General features: G+C 67.1%; 20 protein-coding genes. 13 read left to right on the top strand and 7 right to left on the bottom strand.

Annotation, left to right across the window (positions count from 1 at the left end; translation table 11 throughout):
- The first annotated feature begins 6 nt into the window (after window positions 1-6).
- From IPG14_RS15675 to IPG14_RS15655, 5 genes are all read left to right on the top strand, one after another.
- A complete protein-coding gene (locus IPG14_RS15675; protein WP_343392446.1) occupies window positions 7-2280 on the top strand; it encodes a hypothetical protein in 2274 nt (757 codons plus the stop codon).
- 12 nt (window positions 2281-2292) lie between these two features.
- The gene (locus IPG14_RS15670; protein ID WP_343392445.1) at window positions 2293-3825 is read left to right on the top strand and encodes a hypothetical protein; all 1533 of its coding nucleotides are present in this window, start codon (window positions 2293-2295) and stop codon (window positions 3823-3825) included.
- 208 nt (window positions 3826-4033) lie between these two features.
- Window positions 4034-5500, top strand: coding sequence for a DEAD/DEAH box helicase (locus IPG14_RS15665; RefSeq protein WP_343392444.1), 1467 nt, complete (start codon window positions 4034-4036; stop codon window positions 5498-5500).
- Between the two features lie 160 nt (window positions 5501-5660).
- Window positions 5661-6815: a cytochrome P450 gene (locus IPG14_RS15660; RefSeq protein ID WP_343392443.1), complete on the top strand. Its 1155-nt coding sequence runs from the start codon at window positions 5661-5663 to the stop codon at window positions 6813-6815.
- Between the two features lie 103 nt (window positions 6816-6918).
- On the top strand, window positions 6919-7290 hold the full coding sequence (locus IPG14_RS15655) for a hypothetical protein (protein ID WP_343387127.1): 372 nt from the start codon (window positions 6919-6921) through the stop codon (window positions 7288-7290).
- 18 nt (window positions 7291-7308) lie between these two features.
- Here IPG14_RS15655 and ricT read toward each other — a convergent pair whose 3' ends face one another.
- Window positions 7309-8736: a regulatory iron-sulfur-containing complex subunit RicT gene (ricT, locus tag IPG14_RS15650; protein ID WP_343389216.1), complete on the bottom strand. Its 1428-nt coding sequence runs from the start codon at window positions 8734-8736 to the stop codon at window positions 7309-7311.
- Entirely contained in the window at window positions 8729-9826 is a 1098-nt protein-coding gene (locus tag IPG14_RS15645) for a hypothetical protein (RefSeq protein WP_343387129.1), read from the bottom strand. The genes ricT and IPG14_RS15645 overlap by 8 nt, the downstream gene beginning before the upstream one ends.
- 130 nt (window positions 9827-9956) lie before the next feature.
- Here IPG14_RS15645 and IPG14_RS15640 point away from each other — a divergent pair, with 130 nt between their 5' ends.
- On the top strand, window positions 9957-10490 hold the full coding sequence (locus tag IPG14_RS15640; RefSeq protein ID WP_343392442.1) for an enoyl-CoA hydratase/isomerase family protein: 534 nt from the start codon (window positions 9957-9959) through the stop codon (window positions 10488-10490).
- A gap of 8 nt (window positions 10491-10498) precedes the next feature.
- Window positions 10499-10735 (top strand): enoyl-CoA hydratase-related protein, encoded by a 237-nt coding sequence (locus IPG14_RS15635; RefSeq protein WP_343392441.1) that lies wholly within the window; start codon window positions 10499-10501, stop codon window positions 10733-10735.
- Between the two features lie 22 nt (window positions 10736-10757).
- Here the strand turns inward: IPG14_RS15635 and IPG14_RS15630 are convergent, their stop codons facing one another.
- Complete coding sequence (locus IPG14_RS15630; protein WP_343387131.1) at window positions 10758-11108, bottom strand: MmcQ/YjbR family DNA-binding protein; 351 nt, start codon at window positions 11106-11108, stop codon at window positions 10758-10760.
- Between the two features lie 231 nt (window positions 11109-11339).
- Between IPG14_RS15630 and IPG14_RS15625 the strand changes: the two genes are divergently transcribed.
- The 5 genes from IPG14_RS15625 (at window position 11340) to IPG14_RS15605 (ending at window position 14524) form a co-directional block, all read left to right on the top strand.
- Window positions 11340-11672: a hypothetical protein gene (locus tag IPG14_RS15625; protein ID WP_343387132.1), complete on the top strand. Its 333-nt coding sequence runs from the start codon at window positions 11340-11342 to the stop codon at window positions 11670-11672.
- 178 nt (window positions 11673-11850) lie between these two features.
- Entirely contained in the window at window positions 11851-13026 is a 1176-nt protein-coding gene (locus IPG14_RS15620; RefSeq protein WP_343392589.1) for a thiolase family protein, read from the top strand.
- A 93-nt stretch (window positions 13027-13119) separates the two neighbouring features.
- A complete protein-coding gene (locus IPG14_RS15615; RefSeq protein ID WP_343392440.1) occupies window positions 13120-13713 on the top strand; it encodes a class I SAM-dependent methyltransferase in 594 nt (197 codons plus the stop codon).
- A complete protein-coding gene (locus IPG14_RS15610; RefSeq protein ID WP_343392439.1) occupies window positions 13710-14066 on the top strand; it encodes a hypothetical protein in 357 nt (118 codons plus the stop codon). Before IPG14_RS15615 ends, IPG14_RS15610 begins: the two co-directional genes overlap by 4 nt.
- Window positions 14063-14524, top strand: coding sequence for a pyridoxamine 5'-phosphate oxidase family protein (locus IPG14_RS15605; RefSeq protein WP_343387135.1), 462 nt, complete (start codon window positions 14063-14065; stop codon window positions 14522-14524). The genes IPG14_RS15610 and IPG14_RS15605 overlap by 4 nt, the downstream gene beginning before the upstream one ends.
- A gap of 8 nt (window positions 14525-14532) precedes the next feature.
- Here IPG14_RS15605 and abc-f read toward each other — a convergent pair whose 3' ends face one another.
- The 4 genes from abc-f to IPG14_RS15585 all read right to left on the bottom strand — a co-directional run bounded on the left by abc-f (window position 14533) and on the right by IPG14_RS15585 (window position 19517).
- Window positions 14533-16260 (bottom strand): ribosomal protection-like ABC-F family protein, encoded by a 1728-nt coding sequence (gene abc-f / locus IPG14_RS15600; protein WP_343392438.1) that lies wholly within the window; start codon window positions 16258-16260, stop codon window positions 14533-14535.
- 64 nt (window positions 16261-16324) lie between these two features.
- Window positions 16325-17803: a hypothetical protein gene (locus tag IPG14_RS15595; RefSeq protein ID WP_343392437.1), complete on the bottom strand. Its 1479-nt coding sequence runs from the start codon at window positions 17801-17803 to the stop codon at window positions 16325-16327.
- 97 nt (window positions 17804-17900) lie between these two features.
- Entirely contained in the window at window positions 17901-18755 is an 855-nt protein-coding gene (locus tag IPG14_RS15590; RefSeq protein WP_343387138.1) for a MaoC/PaaZ C-terminal domain-containing protein, read from the bottom strand.
- A gap of 498 nt (window positions 18756-19253) precedes the next feature.
- Window positions 19254-19517 carry a hypothetical protein gene (locus IPG14_RS15585; RefSeq protein ID WP_343392436.1) on the bottom strand — a complete coding sequence of 88 codons (264 nt, stop codon included), beginning with the start codon at window positions 19515-19517 and terminating at the stop codon, window positions 19254-19256.
- Between the two features lie 281 nt (window positions 19518-19798).
- Between IPG14_RS15585 and IPG14_RS15580 the strand changes: the two genes are divergently transcribed.
- Window positions 19799-19933, top strand: coding sequence for a hypothetical protein (locus IPG14_RS15580; protein ID WP_343392435.1), 135 nt, complete (start codon window positions 19799-19801; stop codon window positions 19931-19933).
- Window positions 19934-20473: the final 540 nt, after the last annotated feature.

Here is a 20473-nt window from a genome sequence, read left to right as displayed (position 1 = left end):
ACGGAAATGGCAATCAATCTTTCGAAACTGTTTGGGCGGGGTGGCGACAACATAGACGGCATCGACCGGGACACGAACCAGGACGGGCTACCGGAGGCGCAAAGCGCTATCTCGGTCGACGTCTGGGAGCACGCAGCGACGGGCTCCGGGCCGGGAGCCGAGGCATCTCTTGGGATGAACGTCGTCGATGCAGCCGACTACACGGTCTGGCGCGACAACCTTCGCAGCTCGACCCCTCCTCCCGGCATCCTGGCCAACATCGAGCAATCCAACCTGGTTGGCGACGGGAAGTTTACGGCGTCGGAGGACCAGATCCGGACACTGATGGGGAACCTGGAGCAGCGCGGGCTCATCGATACGAGCACCGGAGAGATCGTTTGGGCAGACGCGGCGAGCCCGAGCTTCACCGGCTCCGACGAAGAACTCGGGGCGCTCGTCGCCTGGCTGCGGACCACACAGCCAGGGGGCAACGGTTCGGGCTTGGACGCGGGATTCACGATCGCGGACGACCTCATCAACGAGGCGCGTGCTGGACGTGGGCACATCGGCGAAACCGAAAAGAACGTGCTGCCGCCGGGCGACGGCGATGACGCCGCTCGCTCGATGCAGCCGGGCGAGCAGGGCTTCACCGCCGCAGAGGGCCGGTCGATGTCTTTCGAGCTGTTTTCCGGCGGTGGGCCGGAGGCCGACCCGGGGGCCTACACCCTCCCGGAAGTCGGCGACCAAGTCATCGTCTCGATGCTGAACAACAAGAATCCGGAGTTGGCGCGGTTCGAGGCCGCCGGCGCGGAAGCGGCCAGCCACGCCAACGCCGACGGCATCTACGCCAGCAATCCGGGCGGGGGGCTGCTCGGCGTCCGGGGCGACGAGCCGACGCAGATCTCCGAAGCGAATGCGCTGTGGCAGCTCATTGAGAGCGTGAAGCCCGGGGAGGGCGCTGCGGACGGGGGCGCCGCCGCCCGTTCGATGCAGCCGGGCCACGAGGGCGATGGCTTCATGATGCAAGACGGCGAACTCTACCCGCGGGGCCTGCGCGACATGGAGATCGAACTCAGGATCGGCGGCGGAGGCGAAACGGCTAACCCCGCTGAGTCGCCGAACATCATCTCTACCGGCGACCACGGCTACACGGCCACGGACGACCTCTGGCAAGTCCGCGGCGAAGCTCGCGGCGGCGAGCACATCGGAGAAACAGAGAAGAACGCCCTCCCCGGGACGCACGGCGATGGCTTCATGATGCAAGACGGCGAACTCTACCCGCGGGGCCTCCTCCTCCCCTACATGGAACAGGACAACCTCTACAAAGGCAGCGACCAGCAGATGACCGAACTCGTCGGCCACCTGCGCGAGCGCGGGCTCATCGACACAAGCACGGGCGAGATCGTCTGGGCCCATGGTGCGGCTGCGGAAGCGAGTTCTGACAGCGAGATGGGAGCCCTCATCAGCTGGCTGCACGGGAACAACCTGATCGACACGAGCACGGGCGAAATCCTGTGGACGAGGCAACCTGCCGGGGCGCGCTGGTTCGTCCCGGATATGGACTCGGACCAGAGCGCGATGGCCACCGGCGGCGGTTCCGCCAACGCGAGGAGCGTGGGAGCACACGAATCCCGACCGAGCCCGACGGGGGACGGCACTACCGAACACTTCTTCGTTTCCAACAGCCACCAGGGCTACACGGCCACGGATGACCTCTGGAAGATCCGCGACGGAGCCCCGGGCGGAGCGGGAACCGACAGCACCAACCGCTCGATGCAGCCGGGCCGCGAGGGCCAGGGTTTCATGATGCAGGACGGCGAGCTCTACCCGCGGGGCATCAACGAACAGACGCCTGCCGACTGGACTGACGTGCAGGTTGCGCGCCGGGCTGAAGGGTGGGCCGGCGCCGGGGCCGAGGGCACGGGGCGGAGCGCGGCTCCGAACTCCGGGAAGTGGGAAGGCCCGGACTTCGACGCAGGAAAGAACGAGGTTTCGATCGAAACGCTCGAACTCCGCGGTGGCGGGCTCCACATCGGGGAAGAGACAGGCGAACGCGGGGCAGGAACGAACCTGAAGACCGAGTGGATCACCAGTCTGCGCGGAGCAGACGACGACGGCCCTTCGACGCTGCTGAACGCTCCGCATGCTGGCGACGGCGGGATAACACCGAACGAGTCGCTCTCGTTGAACTTCGAGGAATTCAAGGTCTCGTTCCGCGATGCCCACCCACACGCCGGCAGCCACGACGCTGACGGTCCGGACCTCGACTCGGTGGATGCCGACCTCGACGTGCCGGACTAGTCAGCGGCATCTGTGGAGGCAACGCCACCTCTGGACCAGGTCAGCAGCCAGGCGGTAAGCCGCCTGGCTGCTGAGCGTGGGCTGGCGGCGGCCGTTTCGCCGGCCGGCGAGGAAACGGTCCGCAAACCCGGCCGAGGCTGGAAGCGCTGGCTGCCCTACCTGTTCTTTGGGCTCAGCCTGTTCGCGCTCGGGAGCATGGCACTCGGCTTCTCCGCGTTGGCCGACGACGGCTGGAGCTGGACTGATGCTGTCGAGCTGGCGCTGATGGTGATCCTCGTCGTTGGTGTTGTCTCGCAGGCGAGGACGATGCTACGGCCGACGCGCGCAGGTCGCTGGCTTGCCGCCCGGCGGCGCTCGGTCCCTGAAACGAGCAACCCTTCCCGGCCGCACACAAGCTACGCGCTCGACGCGGTGAGTGCGGAGTACCTCTCCGCCATCGGGCCGGCCAACGCGGCCGCGATGCGCAGGGGCACAGCGCTCAAGCACGCGGGCAGCCGCTGGTTTGACCGCGCTGCCGTGGTCACGGTCGTCGCGCTGGCGACTCTGGCCTTCCTCGGCATGCTGTTCGTCCTGGGCTGGATCGTGTACACCGCCGGGCCGTCCGACCCGTCGTTGTGGCTGACGGCGCCGTTCACCGGCCTGAGCGGGTTCGCCACCTGGCAGCTTTTCGGCTCGGCCCGGATGATGTCCTTCCGCGGACGCCCTTACGCGCTTGTATCACGCGCTTTCCGGGACACCGTGCGCGTGTGGGGCAGCGGCTCGATAGCGACGAAGGTGGCGCTGACCACGACAGCCACGGCCTCGGTCGCGGGGGCAGCGGTAGCGCCATCGCTGGTGGACCGCGACACGAAGTACGACATTTTCGTGGTCGACTCCGCCAGCGCCGCCTTTTACCGCATCGACTTGCAGACGGATGTCTCCGTGCGGGCTCCCCGCGAAACGGAAGCGTTAAGTCCGGTCGCGATCGCAACGACAACGACGCCGGTGACGACGCGGGACGGGAAGAAGCTGCTCAAGGGGAGCATGATCGTCATCGTCGCCGCGAACGGTGGCGGGGTGCAGGGAATCGCCGGTCTTGGGCCGGGCGGCGCCGCACCGGTTTCGATTTCGCGCATCGAGCCAGCGATCCCGGGAGCGTGGTTCACGGGCGGGCCGGGCGTGCTTCACGCGGTGCAGCCAGATGGCGCGTTCTGGCAGGTGGACATCCGCAGCGGTGCGGCGACGAAGGTCGGCCAGCTCTCCATCCCGGCGGGCCCACTCACCTATGAGCACGCTTCGAAGTCGCTGGTCATGGTCTCTGGCGCCGGTCTCGCGTGGCTCGAACCGGCATCCGGGGCGGTGCTGGCCGTCGCCGCCGAAACGGTCCCCGCCGGGAAGCGGGTCTGCGGCATCGCCGATGGGCCGGAGGACCTCCTCTTCTTCTCGATCGAAGGGCAGCCGGACCTCCTGGTTGCGAGGACGAAATCGCGGACAACGGCGCCGCTGGTCCCCCTCGGGGAGCCTCCACCGAGCCCGTGCCAGCTGACTGTCGCCATCCGGAAGTGAGGCCGGCGGCGACACCGCGGGGCAGCGCCCGCCCACGATCCACCCAAACGTGGTACGCTCGATCTCGAGCCGCGCGGAAACCGCGCATCGTGCCCTACTCGTTTCTCCCTTCTTGTGCGTTAGTCGTTGTGCGTTTGCGGGGAAGTTCAGCCGAGATCAGGCCACACCCATTCGCTCGCACACTGAGAAACTGGAGTACCTCCTCAACTTGTCACTTACCCTGAATCGTCCTTCGACGAAGGACGCTGATAGCGCCATCGTGCGCGCCACCCCGCCCGAGATCACCGCTCCCGAAGAGTCCCCGGCCGAGGCCGGCCCGAGCTTCCGCGAACTTGGCCTGAACAAGGCGATCGTCGCGACGCTGGATAAGCTGGGGATCGCGACGCCCTTTCCGATCCAGTCGATGACCATCGCCGACGCACTCGCCGGCCGCGATGTCTGCGGCAAGGCGAAGACCGGCTCGGGCAAAACGCTCGCATTCGGGCTTCCCGTCATCCAGCGGACGACGACGGCGAAGAAGCGCCGGCCGCGCTCACTCATCCTGGTGCCCACGCGCGAGCTGGCGAACCAGGTCGCGGATGCGCTGACGCCCTTCGCGGCCGCCACCGAACTGTGGGTCACGGCCATTTACGGCGGCGCCTCCATGGTCCGCCAGATCAAGGCGCTGCATGCCGGCGTGGATATCGTGATTGCTACCCCGGGCCGCCTCAACGACCTGCTCGAACGCAAAGAGATGTCTGTCGATGACGTGACCATCGTGGTGCTCGATGAAGCCGACCAGATGGCCGACATGGGCTTCCTCCCGCAGGTACGGGAAATCCTCGACCGCATCCCCGGCGAACACCAGACACTGCTCTTTTCGGCGACTCTCGATGGTTCGATCGGTGAGCTCGTGAGCCGCTACCAGCACGACCCGGTGACCCATGAAGTCGCTTCCGAAACCAGTTCGGTCGACACCCTGGACCAACGGTTCATCGGTGTTGCGCGCCACGAACGGGTGAAAGTCGCGGCGGCGATCTGCGGCGCCTCGAAGCGGACGATCGTGTTCGTCCGGACGAAGCACGGCGCGGACAACGTGGCCCGCCAGTTGAGCCAGCAGGGCCTGGACGCACAACCGATCCATGGTGGCCTCACGCAGGGCCGCCGGGAACGGACGCTGGCAGCCTTCGCCGCCGGCCGGGCGCCAGTGCTCGTCGCGACGAACGTCGCCGCCCGCGGCATCCACGTCGATGGCATCGATACCGTCCTCCACTTCGACCTTCCTGAAGACGGGAAGACGTACCTCCATCGCTCCGGACGCACGGCACGGGCCGGGACCGACGGACTCGTCGTGACGCTCGTTTCGCCGGACGAGGCGCACGACGCGCGGACCCTGCAGCGCGAAGCTGGCATCAACCTCGCCATCGTGCCGATGGAATCGGACGATGAGCGACTGCGGGACCTGGCGGCCTTCGAACCGCCGGCCGCGCCCTCGCTCGAAGAGCAGCGGAACACGTTCCACAACAACCGTGGGTCGCTGCCCGCCGCCGGTGGACGCCCCAACGCGCGCCGCTCCTTCCGGCCGCGCGAAGTCAGCCCGGCCGAGGGTGGATCGCGCCGCCACAACCGGTCATGGAGTGGCCCGCGCACCCAGTCGGCCAAGCCAGCGCCGAACCGCCGCGGCGACCGCTCCTAGGCGGCAACTCCGAACCAGCGAAGGGCGATGGGGTAAAACACCCATCGCCCTTTTTGGCGCCCCGGCGGCCGGGCACTCCCGGGACGCGGCCTGGGGGCTCCGCCGTCTGGTAGAGTGGCCCGGCGGGCCTCGGTCCGCGAAAACCCCGGGAGCCGTCACGATGGCCCAGGCGCCGAACCTCCAGGATCCCGCATTCCTCGAAAACCCCTTTCCTTTCTACGAGATGGGCCGCCAGATGAGCCCGCTCTTCATCCCGGCCGCGGGGATGTGGATGGCCTTTCGCTATAGCGAATGCGTCGGGATCCTCAAGGACAACGAGTCGTGGCTTTCGGGCATCGGGCCGGCCGAAACGGCCGACGCGGAACCGACGATGCTGAGCTCGAATCCGCCGCGCCACACTCGCCTGCGCGGGCTCGTGAACCAGGCGTTCACTCCCCGGATGATCGAACAACTCGAACCGCGGCTTCGCCAGATCGCGGGGGAGTTGCTGGATGAGGCGGCAAAACGTGGTGAGTGCGACCTCGTGGAGGCGCTCGCCTACCCGCTTCCGGTCATCGCCATCGCCGAGATCCTCGGAGTGGACCCTGCGCGGAGGCAGCAGTTCAAGGACTGGTCGGACCGCATCGTCGCGAGCCTCGGCGGCGGAGGCGCCGAGGGACCGGCCGCCTCGGGGGAGATGCGGGAATACTTCGGCGAACTCTGCGCGGAGCGGCGCGCACGGCCGCGCAACGACCTCATCAGCGGGCTGGTGCAGGCAGAGATGGAAGGCGACCGGCTCTCGCTCGAAGAACTCCTCCAGATGCTCGTCCTGCTGCTCGTCGCCGGGAACGAAACGACAACGAACCTGATCGGCAACGCGATGCTCGAATTCATGGCCCACCCGACCGAGCTGGCGAAAGTAGAGGCGGACCGGTCGCTCATCCCCTCCGCCCTCGAAGAGGTCTTGCGCGTCAGCTCGCCGGTACAGGCGACCGTGAGGCGTGCAGCACGGGATATCGACGTCTCCGGTCAGCGGATCGACGAAGGCCAGCGGCTTGTCGTCTGGCTTGCCGCCGCCAACCGCGACCCGGAGCAGTTCCCGGACCCGCTGACCTTTGACGTGGCGCGGACACCGAACCGCCACATCTCCTTCGGGATGGGCATCCACTTCTGCCTGGGCGCACCGCTCGCCAGGCTCGAAGCGAAGATCGCATGGGAAGAACTGCTGAAACGGGCCACGAACTTCCGCCTGGTCACAGACGCGCCACTCCCGCGGGTGCCCACTTTCATCATGCGCGGTGTGACCAGCCTGCCGGTGGCGTTCGACCCGCGGTAGCTACCCGGTCCACGCGATCGCGAACGCCGGCGGGAGCGCCATCACTTTTCGCTATGCTTGTGCCATTGCTGTTCTGAGGGGCGAGAACCGGAGGACAAGCGACATGGCAACAAGCAAACTCGGGAGACTGTTCGGGAGGACCGAGACCGTCGACCACAATGAGAACCGGTCCATCCATGCAGAGAAGAACCAGGACATCGAAGTCGAGAACGACGAGACGCACGTGCTGATCGCGCCGCGGGCGGCCGCGGGGAGGTGGGACGACGCCGACATCGTCCATGTGGTCGGCGACGACGGACCATCCACTCTTCTTGAGGCCAGTCACAGCGGGGGAGGCCTCCACACCATGACGCCGGGTTATGTGGGTGGAATCGTTGGCGACTGGGATGGCGATGGCCGCGACACCGTCGGCTTCAGCGGCGGCGCCGGCGATGCGGATGCGGACGGAGACATCGACGGGACGGACTTTCTCTAAGCGGGGCACAACGAGCGGTCAGGCAGGGGGCTGTTCGCCGCCCGCGCCGCTACCGCGGCCCCGCCGGTTTCGCCGCCGGCCCGACCGCTGACCTCCATCGGCCTGTACGGGCGGGGTCTCGTTCGAGGGTGGCTGGGCCCCGCGCGGCGGGCGTGGTTCGCGGGCCGGGCGCTCGGTTGCCCCTTCGCCCGCCGGGCCGCCGGTGCGCTTGAATACGCGCCCTTCGCCGAGGTTCGCCGGCGCCGGCTGTTGTCCCTGGGGCCGGCGCTCCGGGCGTTCGCCCCGAGGCTGCTGTTCACGTTGTTGCTGTGGTTCCCGGGGGGGCCGGGGTTGGGCTGCGCGTTCCGGCCCACGCGGAGGGCGGCGGTCTTGCTGGCGCCCCTGCGGGCGCTCCGGCTGCTGTTCCCCGCGGGGTGGGCGCGCCGGGACATTCTTGCGGGGCCCGCCTCCGGGGAGGCGGCCGCGGCCCGGGCCGGGCTCGAAGGACGGCCGGGCATCGATCCAGTCAGGCTCGGCGGCGGCACGGTCTGCCGCCATCCGGTCTTCCTCGGTCTCCTCGATGAGCCCCTGGGCGATGGCGTCCACCCGCGAGATGCTCGGCGGAGGGTCGCCGCTCTTGCTGGCCGTATCCCAACGCACCACGGTGCCGAGATCCCGGTCGGAAACATCGATGCGCTGACCGTCGGCGAACAGCGTGATCGAACGGCGGAGGATGTTGATGCCGATGACCTTGCCCTCGCCGGTGGGGGTGCTGCAGCGCTGGCCAATCTTGGGCAGCGTCTTGCGCATCTCCTTGTAGCCCTCTTCTTCGTAGCTCAGGCAGCAGAGCAGGCGGCCGCAAAGGCCGCTGATCTTCTGCGGATTGAGCGGGAGCTCCTGTTCCTTGGCCATGCGGATCGAGATGGAAGGGAAGGTCGTCAGCCAGCTGGCGCAACAGAGTTCGCGTCCGCAGATGCCGTATCCGCCGGCCATCTTCGCGCGGTCACGCGCGCCCATCTGGCGCATATCGACACGGGTGCGGAAACGGTCGCCGGCGCGCTTTACGAAGTCGCGGTAATCGAGCCGCTCATCGCTGGTGAAAGCGAAGGTCAGCCGCCTTCCGTCGAGGGTGAATTCTGCCCCGTCGATGTGGGCGGGAAAGCGTAGCTCCTCGCCGAGGCGTCGAGCCTCGGGGAGCAGTTCCTCCGCCTGTTGTCGTAGCTGGTCGGCCTTCCGGATGTCGCTTTCGGTGGCAAGCCGAAGGATGGGCTTCAACTCTTCGCGGCCGAGCTCGTTCACCACCACCTGGTCCGGGGCGATGACGACTTTCGCGACTTCGGGGCCACGGACGGTTTCGACCACGACGAATTCGCCGGGGTCGAGTCGCATCCCGGCGGTATGGAAGTAGAAGATCCTTCCGGCGTTTCGAAAGCGTACGCCGGCGACGCGAGGCAATTCTTCAGGCATGGGCCACCGGTTCTTCCTCGGGGCTAACGGCCAGTGTAACGCGGGGGAAGCTCAGGAGCATGAGTTCGAAGGCGGTGCGCGGGATCACGTTGGTCTGGAGGTCCTCGCGCGCCTGGCGGATTGCCCCGAGCGCTTCGACGTAGCCGGCGAGGTCTGTGCTTCGGCCGCCTTCGGAGGCGCCGTTGCGAAGGCGCTCCTCCCAAAAGCCCTCCCACACATCGATCTCGACGAGGACGGCAGCGCGGTCCTTGCGGAAACGTTCGGCAAGGTCGCTGGCGTAGCGGAAGCGTCCTCCGGTCCCTTCGGCGGCGACGGCGGCACAACGCTGGGCAAGGCGGGCGCGGTCGCCCATCAGGTCGGGCTGGCGGGCGAACTGGATAGCGCGTCCGGGCTTTCCATGGCTGGCCTCGGCGGCGCGCGCTGCCAGTTCGGGCTCGACACCCCGGGCGATGAGGCCGGCCTGGATCTCGGCGCGGGGCACGGGCTGGACGTCGATGCGGCGGCAGCGCGAGATGATGGTCTCGAGAAGTGCTTCGGGCGCGGCGGTGATGAGTGCGAAAACGGTGTGTCCCGGCGGTTCCTCGAGCGTCTTCAGGACGGTGTGGGCCGCCTCGCGCGCGAAGCGGTCCGCCGGGTCGATGATGATCATCCGGTAGCGGGCCTCGAACGGGTAGCGAGAGGCAAGGTCGATGATGCCGCGGACCTGGCAGATGCGGATGTCGCGCGAATCGGGATGCTTCGGATGGCTGCTATCGCCATCGCGCGGCCGGCAGAGCGTATCGCCCGGCCCCAGCGTAATGATGTCGGGGTGCGCCCCTTCGTTGATGAGCCTGCAGGGTCTGCACTCTCCGCACGGAAGGAGGGAGGAGGGAGAGGCCATGAGCGAGGAGTCATCGCCGAAGAGCGAAGCGCCGGCCGTTGCAGGAGCGTGCAGGCGCTCGCAGTTGAGGAGGAGCGCATATTCGGTGGCGAGGGCGGTGCGGCCCGTTCCCTCCGGTCCGGCCAGGAGGAGCGCGTGCGGCGGCTCGTCGCTCGCGGCGAGCGCCTGCAATTCGCGAAGGATCCCGGCGTGGCCGATAAGCGGAGGCATCGGTCGATTGTCGATTGGCTATCGCCGGTTGTCGATCTGCCGCAGCCAGCGGAGGGCGGCGCCCGTTTTCACAGCCCGTGGCCGGCCGGAGTTAGAATCGCGCGCATCACCACGCGAAGAGAGACCCTTCATGCCGGATTCTGAACCCCACGTCCTCCTCGAAAAGCGCGGGCGGGTGGGCATCATCACGCTCAACCGCCCCGAACGCCTGAACGCCTGGTCACGCGATATGGCCCGGCTCGTCCGCGAACACATCACCGACTGCAACAACGATGAGGGCATCGGCGCCGTCGTCCTTACCGGCGCCGGTCGCGGCTTCTGCAGCGGCGCCGACCTGCAGCGGCCGCAAGCCGAGGGAGGGCAGCGACCGCCGCCAGAACCGGAGCAGGAGTCGTTGCCCGAGTTCCTGCAGCGCTCGAAGCCGTTGATCGCGGCGATCAACGGGGCAGCGGTCGGTGTCGGGTTCACGCTACCGCTGGCCTGCGACATCCGGATCGCCTCGGAGAACGCTCGCGTCTCGATGCGGTTCGTCCGGATCGGACTGACGCCCGAACTCGGATCGACCCAGATCCTCCCGCAGGTGGCGGGGCTCGCGAACGCCGCCGAGATGATGCTCACGGGCGCATCTACAACGCCCAGGAAGCGCTGCGTCTCGGCGTCGTGAACAAGGTAGTGGCGCACGACACACTGCTGGCCGAGGCGGTCTCCCTCGCGGAAGAAATCGCCTTCAACCCGGCCACACACGTGCGCTGGGCGAAGCGGATGCTTCACGCCAACGCGGTGAACGACAACATCCGCGCCGTCCTGCGCATGGAGGACGAGATCTTCGGCCAGGCTGCGCGAAGCCCTGCGTTCGGCGAAGCGGCACGGGCGTTCGTCGAGAAACGCGACCCCGCGTTCAACAGCTGACCCGGAGGCGGGGTCCGTCCGCTCAGGTTTGCCGGTCGTATTCCGCGACCAGCTTCTTCGGAGCGGCCCGCCGCCAGGCCGCTTCGAGCATCTCCGACAGGCGCCGGTCGGTGACGACCGGCAGCCGGACGAGGACCGCCGGCCAGCCGGCGTAGTGCGGCGTCTCGAAGTAGACGCCTGGTTCGGTGGCAATCAGGAATGCCTTCTCATCGACGCTTTCGGTGGGCACAACAAGCGTTTCGCCGTCTTCCTTGAGGCGCGCGACGAGCTTCTTCCGAACCTTCAGCGCGGGCGTGCCGTAGGAGGTTGACTCCTCGACGCCGGGGAGCGCGAGTCCGATGCGGGCAACGCGGGCGAACAGGTCTTCGGACATCGCAGGGAGGATAGCAGGTGCTCGGGGTTGCCGGCCTAATGCTGATTGGGGTAGCGGGCCCTGCGCCGCCGGGAATTGCGCCGCCGGGCCCGCTCGGCAAGGGAAGGACTGCCACCCGTTAGACCGTCAGCGCGGCGGAATCTTACACGGCCCCGCCGGCCGATCCCGGGTGCGTCACGAGCGCCGGGCGCTATACTCCCTCTCCCCGAATGTGGGCGAAGGAGCACGAACATGGCCGACTTTCTCGTGATCTATCACGGTTCCGGCAACCAGGGCGCGACGCACGAAGAGCAGCTCGCCCGGATGGAAGCATGGTTGAAATGGATGGGAGGAGTTGGGGGCAACGTGAAAGACGCGGGCCACCCCGCGGCCCGTGCGTGGACCGTCAGCAAGGATGGGACCAGCGAAGATGCGGGCGCCAACCCGGTTTCGGGCTACACGGTGCTGACTGCCGGCAGCATGCAGGCAGCGCTCGAAATGGTGACCGGTTGCCCGCACCTCGCTGAAGGCGGAAGCATCGAGCTCGTGGAACTGATGCCGGAAGGGCACGCTTCGATCCGCTGACGAGACTGGTGAGGAGTGGCTGGGGCGTGGTGGGACCGCTCCCATAGCCGCAGCCTATGACTCTCCCGCCTGCCATCCACTGGCACCGCCTTCTTCCCATCCGTACAATGGCGAGACTGTGCCGCCACCGCGGCCGCCGATCGGCGCCCGGGCATTCACGCACTACAGGATTGAACACATGGAAGATGTCGTCATTACCAGTGGCGTCCGGACTGCCATCGGCAAGTTCCAGGGCTCCTTCGCGGATGTCCCGGCCTCGGACCTCGGCGCCCACGTCATCCGCGAGGCCGTCGCCCGAGCGGGGATCGCCCCCGAGAGCGTAGACCAGGTCATCATGGGCATCGTCGGCCAGGCGGCGGAAGATGCTTACCTTTCGCGTCATTCGACGGTGAAGGCCGGCCTTCCGATTGGCACCCCGGCGATGAACGTCAACCGCATCTGCGGCTCGGGACTGGAAGCGATCAACACGGCTTCGCGCATCATCCAGAGCGGTGACGCCGATGTCGTCGTCGCGGGCGGCGCCGAAAACATGACACGCATGCCGTTCTACCTGCGCAAGGCCCGGGGCGGCTACCGCCTCGGCCACGACAGCATCGAAGACGGAATCATCCACATGCTCAGCGACCCCTTCAAGGGCTATCACATGGGCATCACCGCGGAAAACCTCGCCGAGCAGTTCGAAGTCAGCCGCGTCGCCCAGGATGAGTTCTCCGCCGAGAGCCAGCGCCGGGCCATCGCCGCCATCGAGGCGGGCCGTTTCGTTGACCAGATCGCCCCGATGACGGTGAAGATCGGCCGCGAAGACAAAGTCTTCGATGTTGACGAATATCCCCGCGCTACGACACCGGATGCCCTCGGCAAATTGCGCCCGGCCTTCAAGGAGGGCGGTGTGGTCACGGCCGGCAACGCCAGCGGGATCAACGATGGCGCCGCAGCCGTGACCGTTATGAGCGCCTCGAAGGCGAAGGAACTCGGCGCCACGCCACGCCTGCGCATCGTCGCGCGGGCTGAGGCGGGCGTGGACCCGTCGATCATGGGCAGCGGCCCGATCCCTGCAATCCGGAAGGCACTGGCCAAGGCCAGCATGAACCTCGACCAGATCGACTGCATCGAACTGAACGAGGCCTTCGCCAGCGTCTCCTGCGCCTGCAGCAGCGAACTCTCGCTGGACCCGGCGAAGGTGAACCCGAACGGCGGCGCGATCGCGCTGGGTCACCCCCTCGGCGCGACGGGTGCGATCCTCACCGTGAAGCTCATGTACGAGCTCGAGCGCACGGGAGGCCGCTTCGGCATCGTCAGCCTGTGCATCGGCGGCGGCCAGGGGATCGCGACGATCTTCGAGCGCGTCAGTTAGGTCGTTCGCGCAGACAAACCCAGGGGAAGGGGAGCCGAAAGGCTCCCCTTCTTTGTTGACCCGCAGCCCGGCCCGAACCGCTAGACTGGCCCGGTGACGCGGCCCCCGAACCCCTGGCTCGCGACGCGTTCGCGCGATGGCGACGCCTACGACGAACCCTATGAACGACGGGCCGCCGCGGGCGAGGACGTCCACGGCGAGGCGAACTTCGTCTCGTCCTACGGCGTCCGTTCGGTGCTCGACGCGGGCTGCGGCACCGGACGGGTTGGACGCGAACTTGCAAGGCGCGGCATCGACGTCGTCGGCGTGGACCTCGATCCCACGATGCTCGCCACCGCCCGGCGGAAGGCGCCCGGCATCGCGTGGCACAACGAGGACCTGGAAACGATCGACCTCGGCCGGACGTTCGAGGCCGTCGCGATGGCCGGAAACGTGATGATCTTCCTCACGCCGGGGAGCGAGGGCCGGGTAGTCGCGAACATGGCGAACCACCTCCAGCCCGGCGGGTTGCTCATCGCCGGCTTCCAGCTCGCGGCTGGCAAGCTCACGCTCGCGCGGTACGACGAACTGACGGCGGCGGCGGGATTCGAACTCGCCGAGCGCTTCGCGACCTGGGAGCGGGAACCGTGGGTGGGAGGCGCCAGCTACGCCGTCTCGGTCCACCGGAAAGGCAGGACGAACCAATGACGCGCGTGACGCGGACCGTGAGCACCGAGAGTCTTCGCAGGCTGCTCGACCATCCTCCCAGGGCGACGCTCGCGTTCGTCAGGGACGGCGCTATCGAAGTGCTGCCCGTGGCGTTCCGTCTCGTCGATGGCCGTTACCTGTTCGGGGCCGACACCGCGGGCGGGCCACTCCCGGCGAAGGCGAAGCTGCTGATCGACGATGGCCCATGGTACTTCGACCTTCGCGGCACCTGGATGCGCGGTGGCATCGGCCGCTGCGAGCCCCCGTCCGGTGGGGACCCGGCGCTGGACTGGTACGAACTCGCCCCGGAAAAGACCGTCGCCTGGCACTACGGCGAACTGAGGGACTCATGATCCGGCAGCCAGACGACCGTGCGGTCCAGCTCTTCATCAAGCGATCGATGATCGTCCGGATCGCGTCGCTCTCACCGAAAGGCAACGCGGACGTCATTCCGCTCTGGTTCCTCGCGGATCGCGGACGCATCTACATGGCGACGCGCTCCGAGAACCCGGTGGCGCGCGACATCATGACCAACCCGGAGGCGGTGCTGCTGTTCCACGGCGAGCGCGGACCGCGGAAGGACCGGGTACTGCGCATTCGCGGGAGTGCGGCGTGGCGCACCGATCCGGCGCTCCTTCGCCGCATCCAGATACGGGCTGCGGCGCGCTACTACCTCACGCCCGGCGGGATGTGGGACACGATCAAGAACATCCGCAAGCTCCCGGTCTGGAACCGGTATCACCAGGAACGCGGCGGCGGCGGGCTCATCGAAGTCACTCCCGAGACGGCCGAGTTCCTGCGCGCACCCTGAAGGCGCCGTCATCCTCTCCGGCGCTTCGCCTGGAAGGCGGCTTTCGCCCTCTCACCGGCATGGGCTTCCGATGCGGTCGCTATCACCGGCGGCGCGTTCACCTGTTCCAGGTAATTGCTGTAGCCGCCCGCGAAGCTGCGGATGCGGCCGTCGCGGACCTCGATCACCCGGTCGACGAGCCGGTCCAGCAGGTAACGGTCGTGAGAGACGACGATAACCGTACCGGGGAAGCTTTCGAGTGCTTCTTCCAGGACTTCGGCGGCAGGGATGTCCAGGTTGTTGGTGGGTTCATCCAGCACGAGGCAGTTGGCGCCGAGCTGCATGAGGCGGGCCAGCTGCACACGAGATTTCTCGCCGCCGCTGAGCTTCGCGATGGGCTGGGAAGTGGCCGCGTAAGGGAGGAGGAAGCGCTGCAACTGCGCGACCGCCTCGCCTTCGTACATGGGCTTCACTTCCCGGATAGCTTCCACCGGTGTCTGGCGCATGTTCAGGGTCTCGTGCTCCTGCGCGTAGTAGCCGGTGCGTACGCTGGGGCCGACCCAGACCTCGCCAGAATCGGCAGGCAGCTGCCCGAGGATCAGTTTGAGCAGGACCGACTTCCCCGCGCCGTTCGGCCCGACGATGCCGATGCGCTCGCCGTTGAGCACGACTTCGTCGGCATCGCGCAGGATGGTTTTCGCGCCGAATGCTTTCGCCAGGTGGCGCAGTTCGAGCGTCTTGGCGCCGCCGCGGTTGGACGGCCGGAACGAAAGCCGCATCTTCCGCCGCTCCAGCACCGGCCGCTCGACCTTGTCCATGGAGTCGATCTGTCGCTGCTTGTTGCGCGCCTGCTTGATGTGACGCTCATCGATGACGATGGATGCCCAGAGTTTGAAGCGCGCGATCGCTGCTTCGAGGCGTTCGATCTCTTTCTGCTGGGCGACGAACTGCTGTTGCTGGCGGAGGAGGGCGAGCTCTTTCTGGCTGACGTAGCTGGTGTAGTTGCCTTCCCAGCGGCGAAGGACGATGCCTTCTTCGCGTGAGTAGTCAAGCTCGCAGATGACATTCGCCACCTCGTCGAGCAGGTAGCGGTCGTGCGATATGACGACGGCGCAGCCGGGGAACTGGCGGATGACCTTTTCGAGCATCGTCTTGCGTTCGAGGTCCAGGTGGTTATCCGGTTCGTCGAGCAGGAGCAGGTCTGGCTCGGCGAGCAGGCAGCGGGCGATGCCGATGAGCTTGCGCTGGCCGCCGGAGAGCAGCTCCATCGGGCGGGCCCAGGCATCCTCATCGAAACCGAGCGAACGGAGGAGCGCCTCGGCGCGGTTACGCACGGCGCCGCCGCCGGCCTTCTCGTACCGTTCGAGCAAGTCGGCATGTTCGTGGAGCACGCGGTCGAAGGTGTCGGGATCTTCCAGGGTGGCGGGGTCGGCGAGCTGCTGTTCGGCGGCAGTGCAGGCCGCTTCCAGCTCGGCGATGTCGGCCGATGAGGCGAGCAGTTCTTCGAATGCGGTGCGCCCGGGTTGCCCGGCGAAGTCCTGGGGAAGGTAGGCGACCCTCGCGCCGCGACGGAGCGTGACGGCGCCGGCGTCGGGTGCATCCTCGCCGGCCAGCAACTTGATAAGCGTGGTCTTGCCCCAGCCACTGGGGCCAACGAGGCCGATCTTCTCACCATCCTGGAGCGACCAGGAGAGGCCCCTGAAGATGGTGCGGCCGCCATGGACACGCGAAACCGAGGCAAGGTCGGCGACGATCATGCCAACGATTGTGCGCGATTGCGGCGTTTCCGTGGATCTGACCGCAAAGGAGACAGCGCACGACCTACGGCGGTATCGCCGAGGGCACTGCCCTGAACCGCGTTTCCCTGGCGCGGGTCGCCGCTTCCAACTCGTCGATCCGTTCATCAAGGTCGAGTGCGTCGGAGAGCGGAAGTTGCTCGTCGAGCGCCGGCGCCAGGGTGGCGAAGGGGATAATGGTGGACTCCCGGAGGAATCGGACGCCATCGCGGTACAGGCGCCACGTCCGGTAGGTGAAGCCGTCGGCCGAAAGGGCGGCTTTGAGTGCATCCGCGTTCGGGACGACGACAAGATTCGCGTAAGGCCCCGAGGCAGTCCCATCGCTCCAAACAATCGTGGGCGGCAGCTCCCAGCCAGCGACCGGCCGGCCCGGAACAGCCACCGTCCCGGAGACCTGGCCCGAAGCCGAGGTAAAGTCATCGACATCGCCGGGGATATTGTTGATGACGATGCTGCCCTGCAGGCCGGGGGACCAGACCTCAGAGCCGGGCACGGCGAACTGGAACGGTGGGCTACCCGGCTTGCCCAGGACAAACGAGTAAGTGGAGGGCCTTCCGGGGACGGTGTTGGTGTTGATGACGTTGGCGGCGAGCCTGAAGGCGCCAGGCGCCGTCTGATCGAGAGACAGGTCATCCAGGAACACGGTGTTCTTCGGGCCGCCGATCGCTGCCTCCATCCAGAGATCATCAATCGCAGGCCCGACTATCGAGGGCCGTTCGGGCTGGCAGTCGAGCCAGCTCGTGAACCCCTCGAAAACCGTCTCCGCCGGGTTGTAGCCGTAGCCGTCGGGGAAGAAACGACCGATACCGAGGGTCCCATCGGCACACGTGCCGGTAAGCCAGAGATAGGGAGGCCAGGCCGGCGGCTTCCCACCGGTATGCGCCACCACGCTCCACCTGTTGCCGGCTCCGGACGGGAGGATGCTGCCCGCATCGAACTCAGGGGAGTTTGCATCGTTCCCATTCGCGTCGACCGTCAGGGCGCGGGCCCCGGCGATGAGATCGTCCCAGACCTTACCGGGAGCACCGGCCACTTCGACCGTCGGGTCCGGCAGGACAGTGAGCGATGGCGTGTACCACATCGCGGTGAGGAATCCCCTCTGGCCGGGGCCGATCACGCTCGGGAAGCCCCCGGCGGTCGCGTCGATGACTTGCCCGCCTCCCGAAATGGACAGGTCGAGAACCGGCGGGACAATGGGGGAATCACAGGGGTTGGTGAACTCGAACACGACGAGCCCGGTCTTTGTCCCCGCGATGATGCTGTTTCGGACCACCCTCAGCGCGCCCTGCTGACCCAGGTAGCTGGGGACGTCGCCCTCGCAGAAGCTGGCGAAAGCCGGATCCGCGCTGTCGCTTGCGACACCGGGAACAAACTGGCGAAACAAGGGCGCATCGCCGTGAGCGCGCCGGGCCGGGCCGCCGCCCCCGATGAGCGCCGCCGCCACGGCGAACATGACGAGCAGGCCGCCAAGGAAGAACGGCGACTCGCGGCTACGAATGGGCATCGCGGCACCTCCCAACTCGTGAAGCCGGGATTGTAGTGATTCCGCGATGTCGTTGCCCAGCCCTCTTTACCGGCAGGCCGTGCCCGGGCCGGGGAGCCTACCGGACCGTGATCGCCGCGTTGGAGATGACTGCGGTGCCGCGTTCCTTCGACTTCGACTCGACCAGGATGGTGTTGCCGTCTTTCCAGTACGAGGTGACCATCGTCTCGCCCGGGAAGAACACGCCGGCGAAGCGTGCCTGGTAGCGGGCGACCTTCGAGGTGTCGCCGCCGAGCGCGTTGTCGACGACGGCCTTGCAGACAATGCCGAAGGAGCAGAGCCCGTGGAGGATGGGCGTATCAAAGCCGCCCATCTTGGCGAAGCCCGGGTCGGCGTGGAGCGGGTTCTTGTCGCCGCTCAGGCGGTAAAGGAGGGCCTGTTGGGGGATGGTCGGCGACTCGACGACATTGTCGGGGGCACGGTCGGGAGCGGCATTGCCCGCAGCCGGACCGCTATCGCCGCCGAAGCCACCTTCGCCGCGAAGGAACAGGGAGAAGCGGTTCACGAAGAGCGGGTCGCTCTCGCCTTTCACCTTCGTCTCGGTCTCGATGACGACGAGGGCGGCCTTGCCCTTGTCGTAGATGCCGGCGACCCGGCCGTTGGTCTCGACTTCGGCCTCGACCGGGATAGCCTTCTTGATCTCGAGGTCCTGTTCGCCGTGCAGAAGCATCATCGGGTTGAACGAGAGGCCGGGGACAGCTCCGAGGCCGCCCATCGAGGCGAATGCAGGGATGACGCCGAAGCTGGGGAGGACCTTCAGGTCCTTCTCATAGGTGTAGGCGAGTTCGTTCGGGTCCGTCTGGGGGACGCCGGCGCCGACACCGAGGTGATAGAGGATGACCTTGTCGCGGTCCCATTTCGCGGTCCCGCCGGAGATCGCGGCGCCGAGGGCTTTCGAGGGGTCGATGGGCACGGGAGGGCCTCCTGGTTTTCGTTTTGGGGGTATGGATTGAGCCCGAATGGGGTTCGGAGTTTCGGATGTAGGGTACGGGATTCGCCCTCATCCCCCAACCCCTTCTCCCAGGCTTGGGAGAAGGGGCAGAAGGGCCAGGCGCTGTGAAGTCTGACCCGATGTCCGGATCGGTTCGCGACTGAGGGTGAGACATGTCTGGGGCTGGCCAGAGCTTCGCCAGGACGAGCGTCGGAGCCGTACTCCCTCATCCCCCAACCCCTTCTCCCAAGTCTGGGAGAAGGGGAGTAGCAGGGCCAGGCGCTGTGAAGCCTGACCCGATGTCCGGATCGGTTCGCGACTGAGGGCGAGACATGTCGGGGGCTGGCCAGAGCTTCGCCAGGACGAGCGTGGGCCGTCTCCTTCCACCCCTCTCCCAAGTTTGGGAGAAGGGGGAGTAGCAGGCTCGCTTCGGGTTGATGTGCGGGGACCTGACTCGCCAAGTCTCGAATCCAGCTTCGGTCAGCCACCCAGCCGCTGGTGCCGCTTCGTCGTTTCCTGCTGCTCTTCGGAGCCGGTGGAAAGGTGCGTGGGGTCGGGCGGGCGGATGGTGCGCGCCTGCTCGGCCTGGGCATCGCGTTCCCTGCGCCAGTCATCGAGAGAGTCATCGCGCCAGGTGGGGGTTTCAGGCTTCGTCGAATCGCTTTTCGACATGCGCCATGCGGCGATGCCTCCAATCACCATGAGCAGGGGGAAGGCGACAGCGGAGACGAGCTGGAGGTCCACGCCTCCAGTGTTGCCTCCCGCGGGAGAACGGGGAAGATGCGCGTCCTTTCCGTCCTGGAGCCGTATAGTCCGGACCTGCCAGGTTGGCACGGTGATGCGTTCGCTGGTGCGGTGGCGCTTCTCGGGGTGCTCCTGCGGCCGGCGCCCGCCTGCAGATACCGGCGGGAGGGGCGGCCGACTTCGTCACGCTCGCCACGCGGCGTATCGCGGCCAACGGCGACCTGTACCTGGAACCTCGGCCGCTCCACGAGTTCACGCGCTACCTGGTCCGCGAGCATGCGGTGCTGCTGCATGGTTCGCCACGAGCGCTGGACACCATCGAGCCTGCCCGGCAGACCGATTCCAGTGGCACGCCGGTGACGGCGGTGTTCGCCACCGACGACGGGATCTGGCCGTTGTTCTTCGCGACGCTCTGACCCAGTGTACCGTACGACTGGCCGGCGGCGACCTGCGCGAATCGCGGTGATTCGCGAGGGGTCCAGGGGGATGGCGCTACCTGGTTGTTCCACAAGCCTGACGTGCCTGACTTAACCCTCGACCGGGACTCCAGCCAGGCCAACCGCTTTGGTGCCGGGTCGTTTCCTGCATGCTCTTCCGCCGGTGGAGAGGTCCAAGGTCCAGCCAGGGGATCGTCGCGCTTGCTCGGCGTGGGGAGCGACAGTTCCCTGCGCCAGTCATCGAGAGAGTCATCGCGCCAGGTGGGGGTTTCAAGCTTCGTCGAATCGCTTTTCGACATGCGCCATGCGGCGATGCCCCCAATCACCATGAGCAGGGGGAAGGCGACAGCGGGGAGCTGGTTCCCGCCCTCGTGTGCCTCCCGCAGAGGGGGCGGACGCGGCGGGATTCCCTCTGGGCGAATTCTCAGGATATTCCCGATCCCGATTAACCTTTCCCTTCTGAACCCGTTATCTCTAGTACAGAACGCACATCCGTGCTTATGGTGAAAGGAGGACGGT

It is taken from the genome of Candidatus Amarobacter glycogenicus, assembly GCF_016704105.1.
Taxonomy (GTDB): domain Bacteria; phylum Chloroflexota; class Dehalococcoidia; order Tepidiformales; family Tepidiformaceae; genus Amarobacter; species Amarobacter glycogenicus.
The sequence above is the reverse complement of the archived record's forward strand: the minus strand, read 5'-3'. Positions and strand labels throughout refer to the sequence as shown.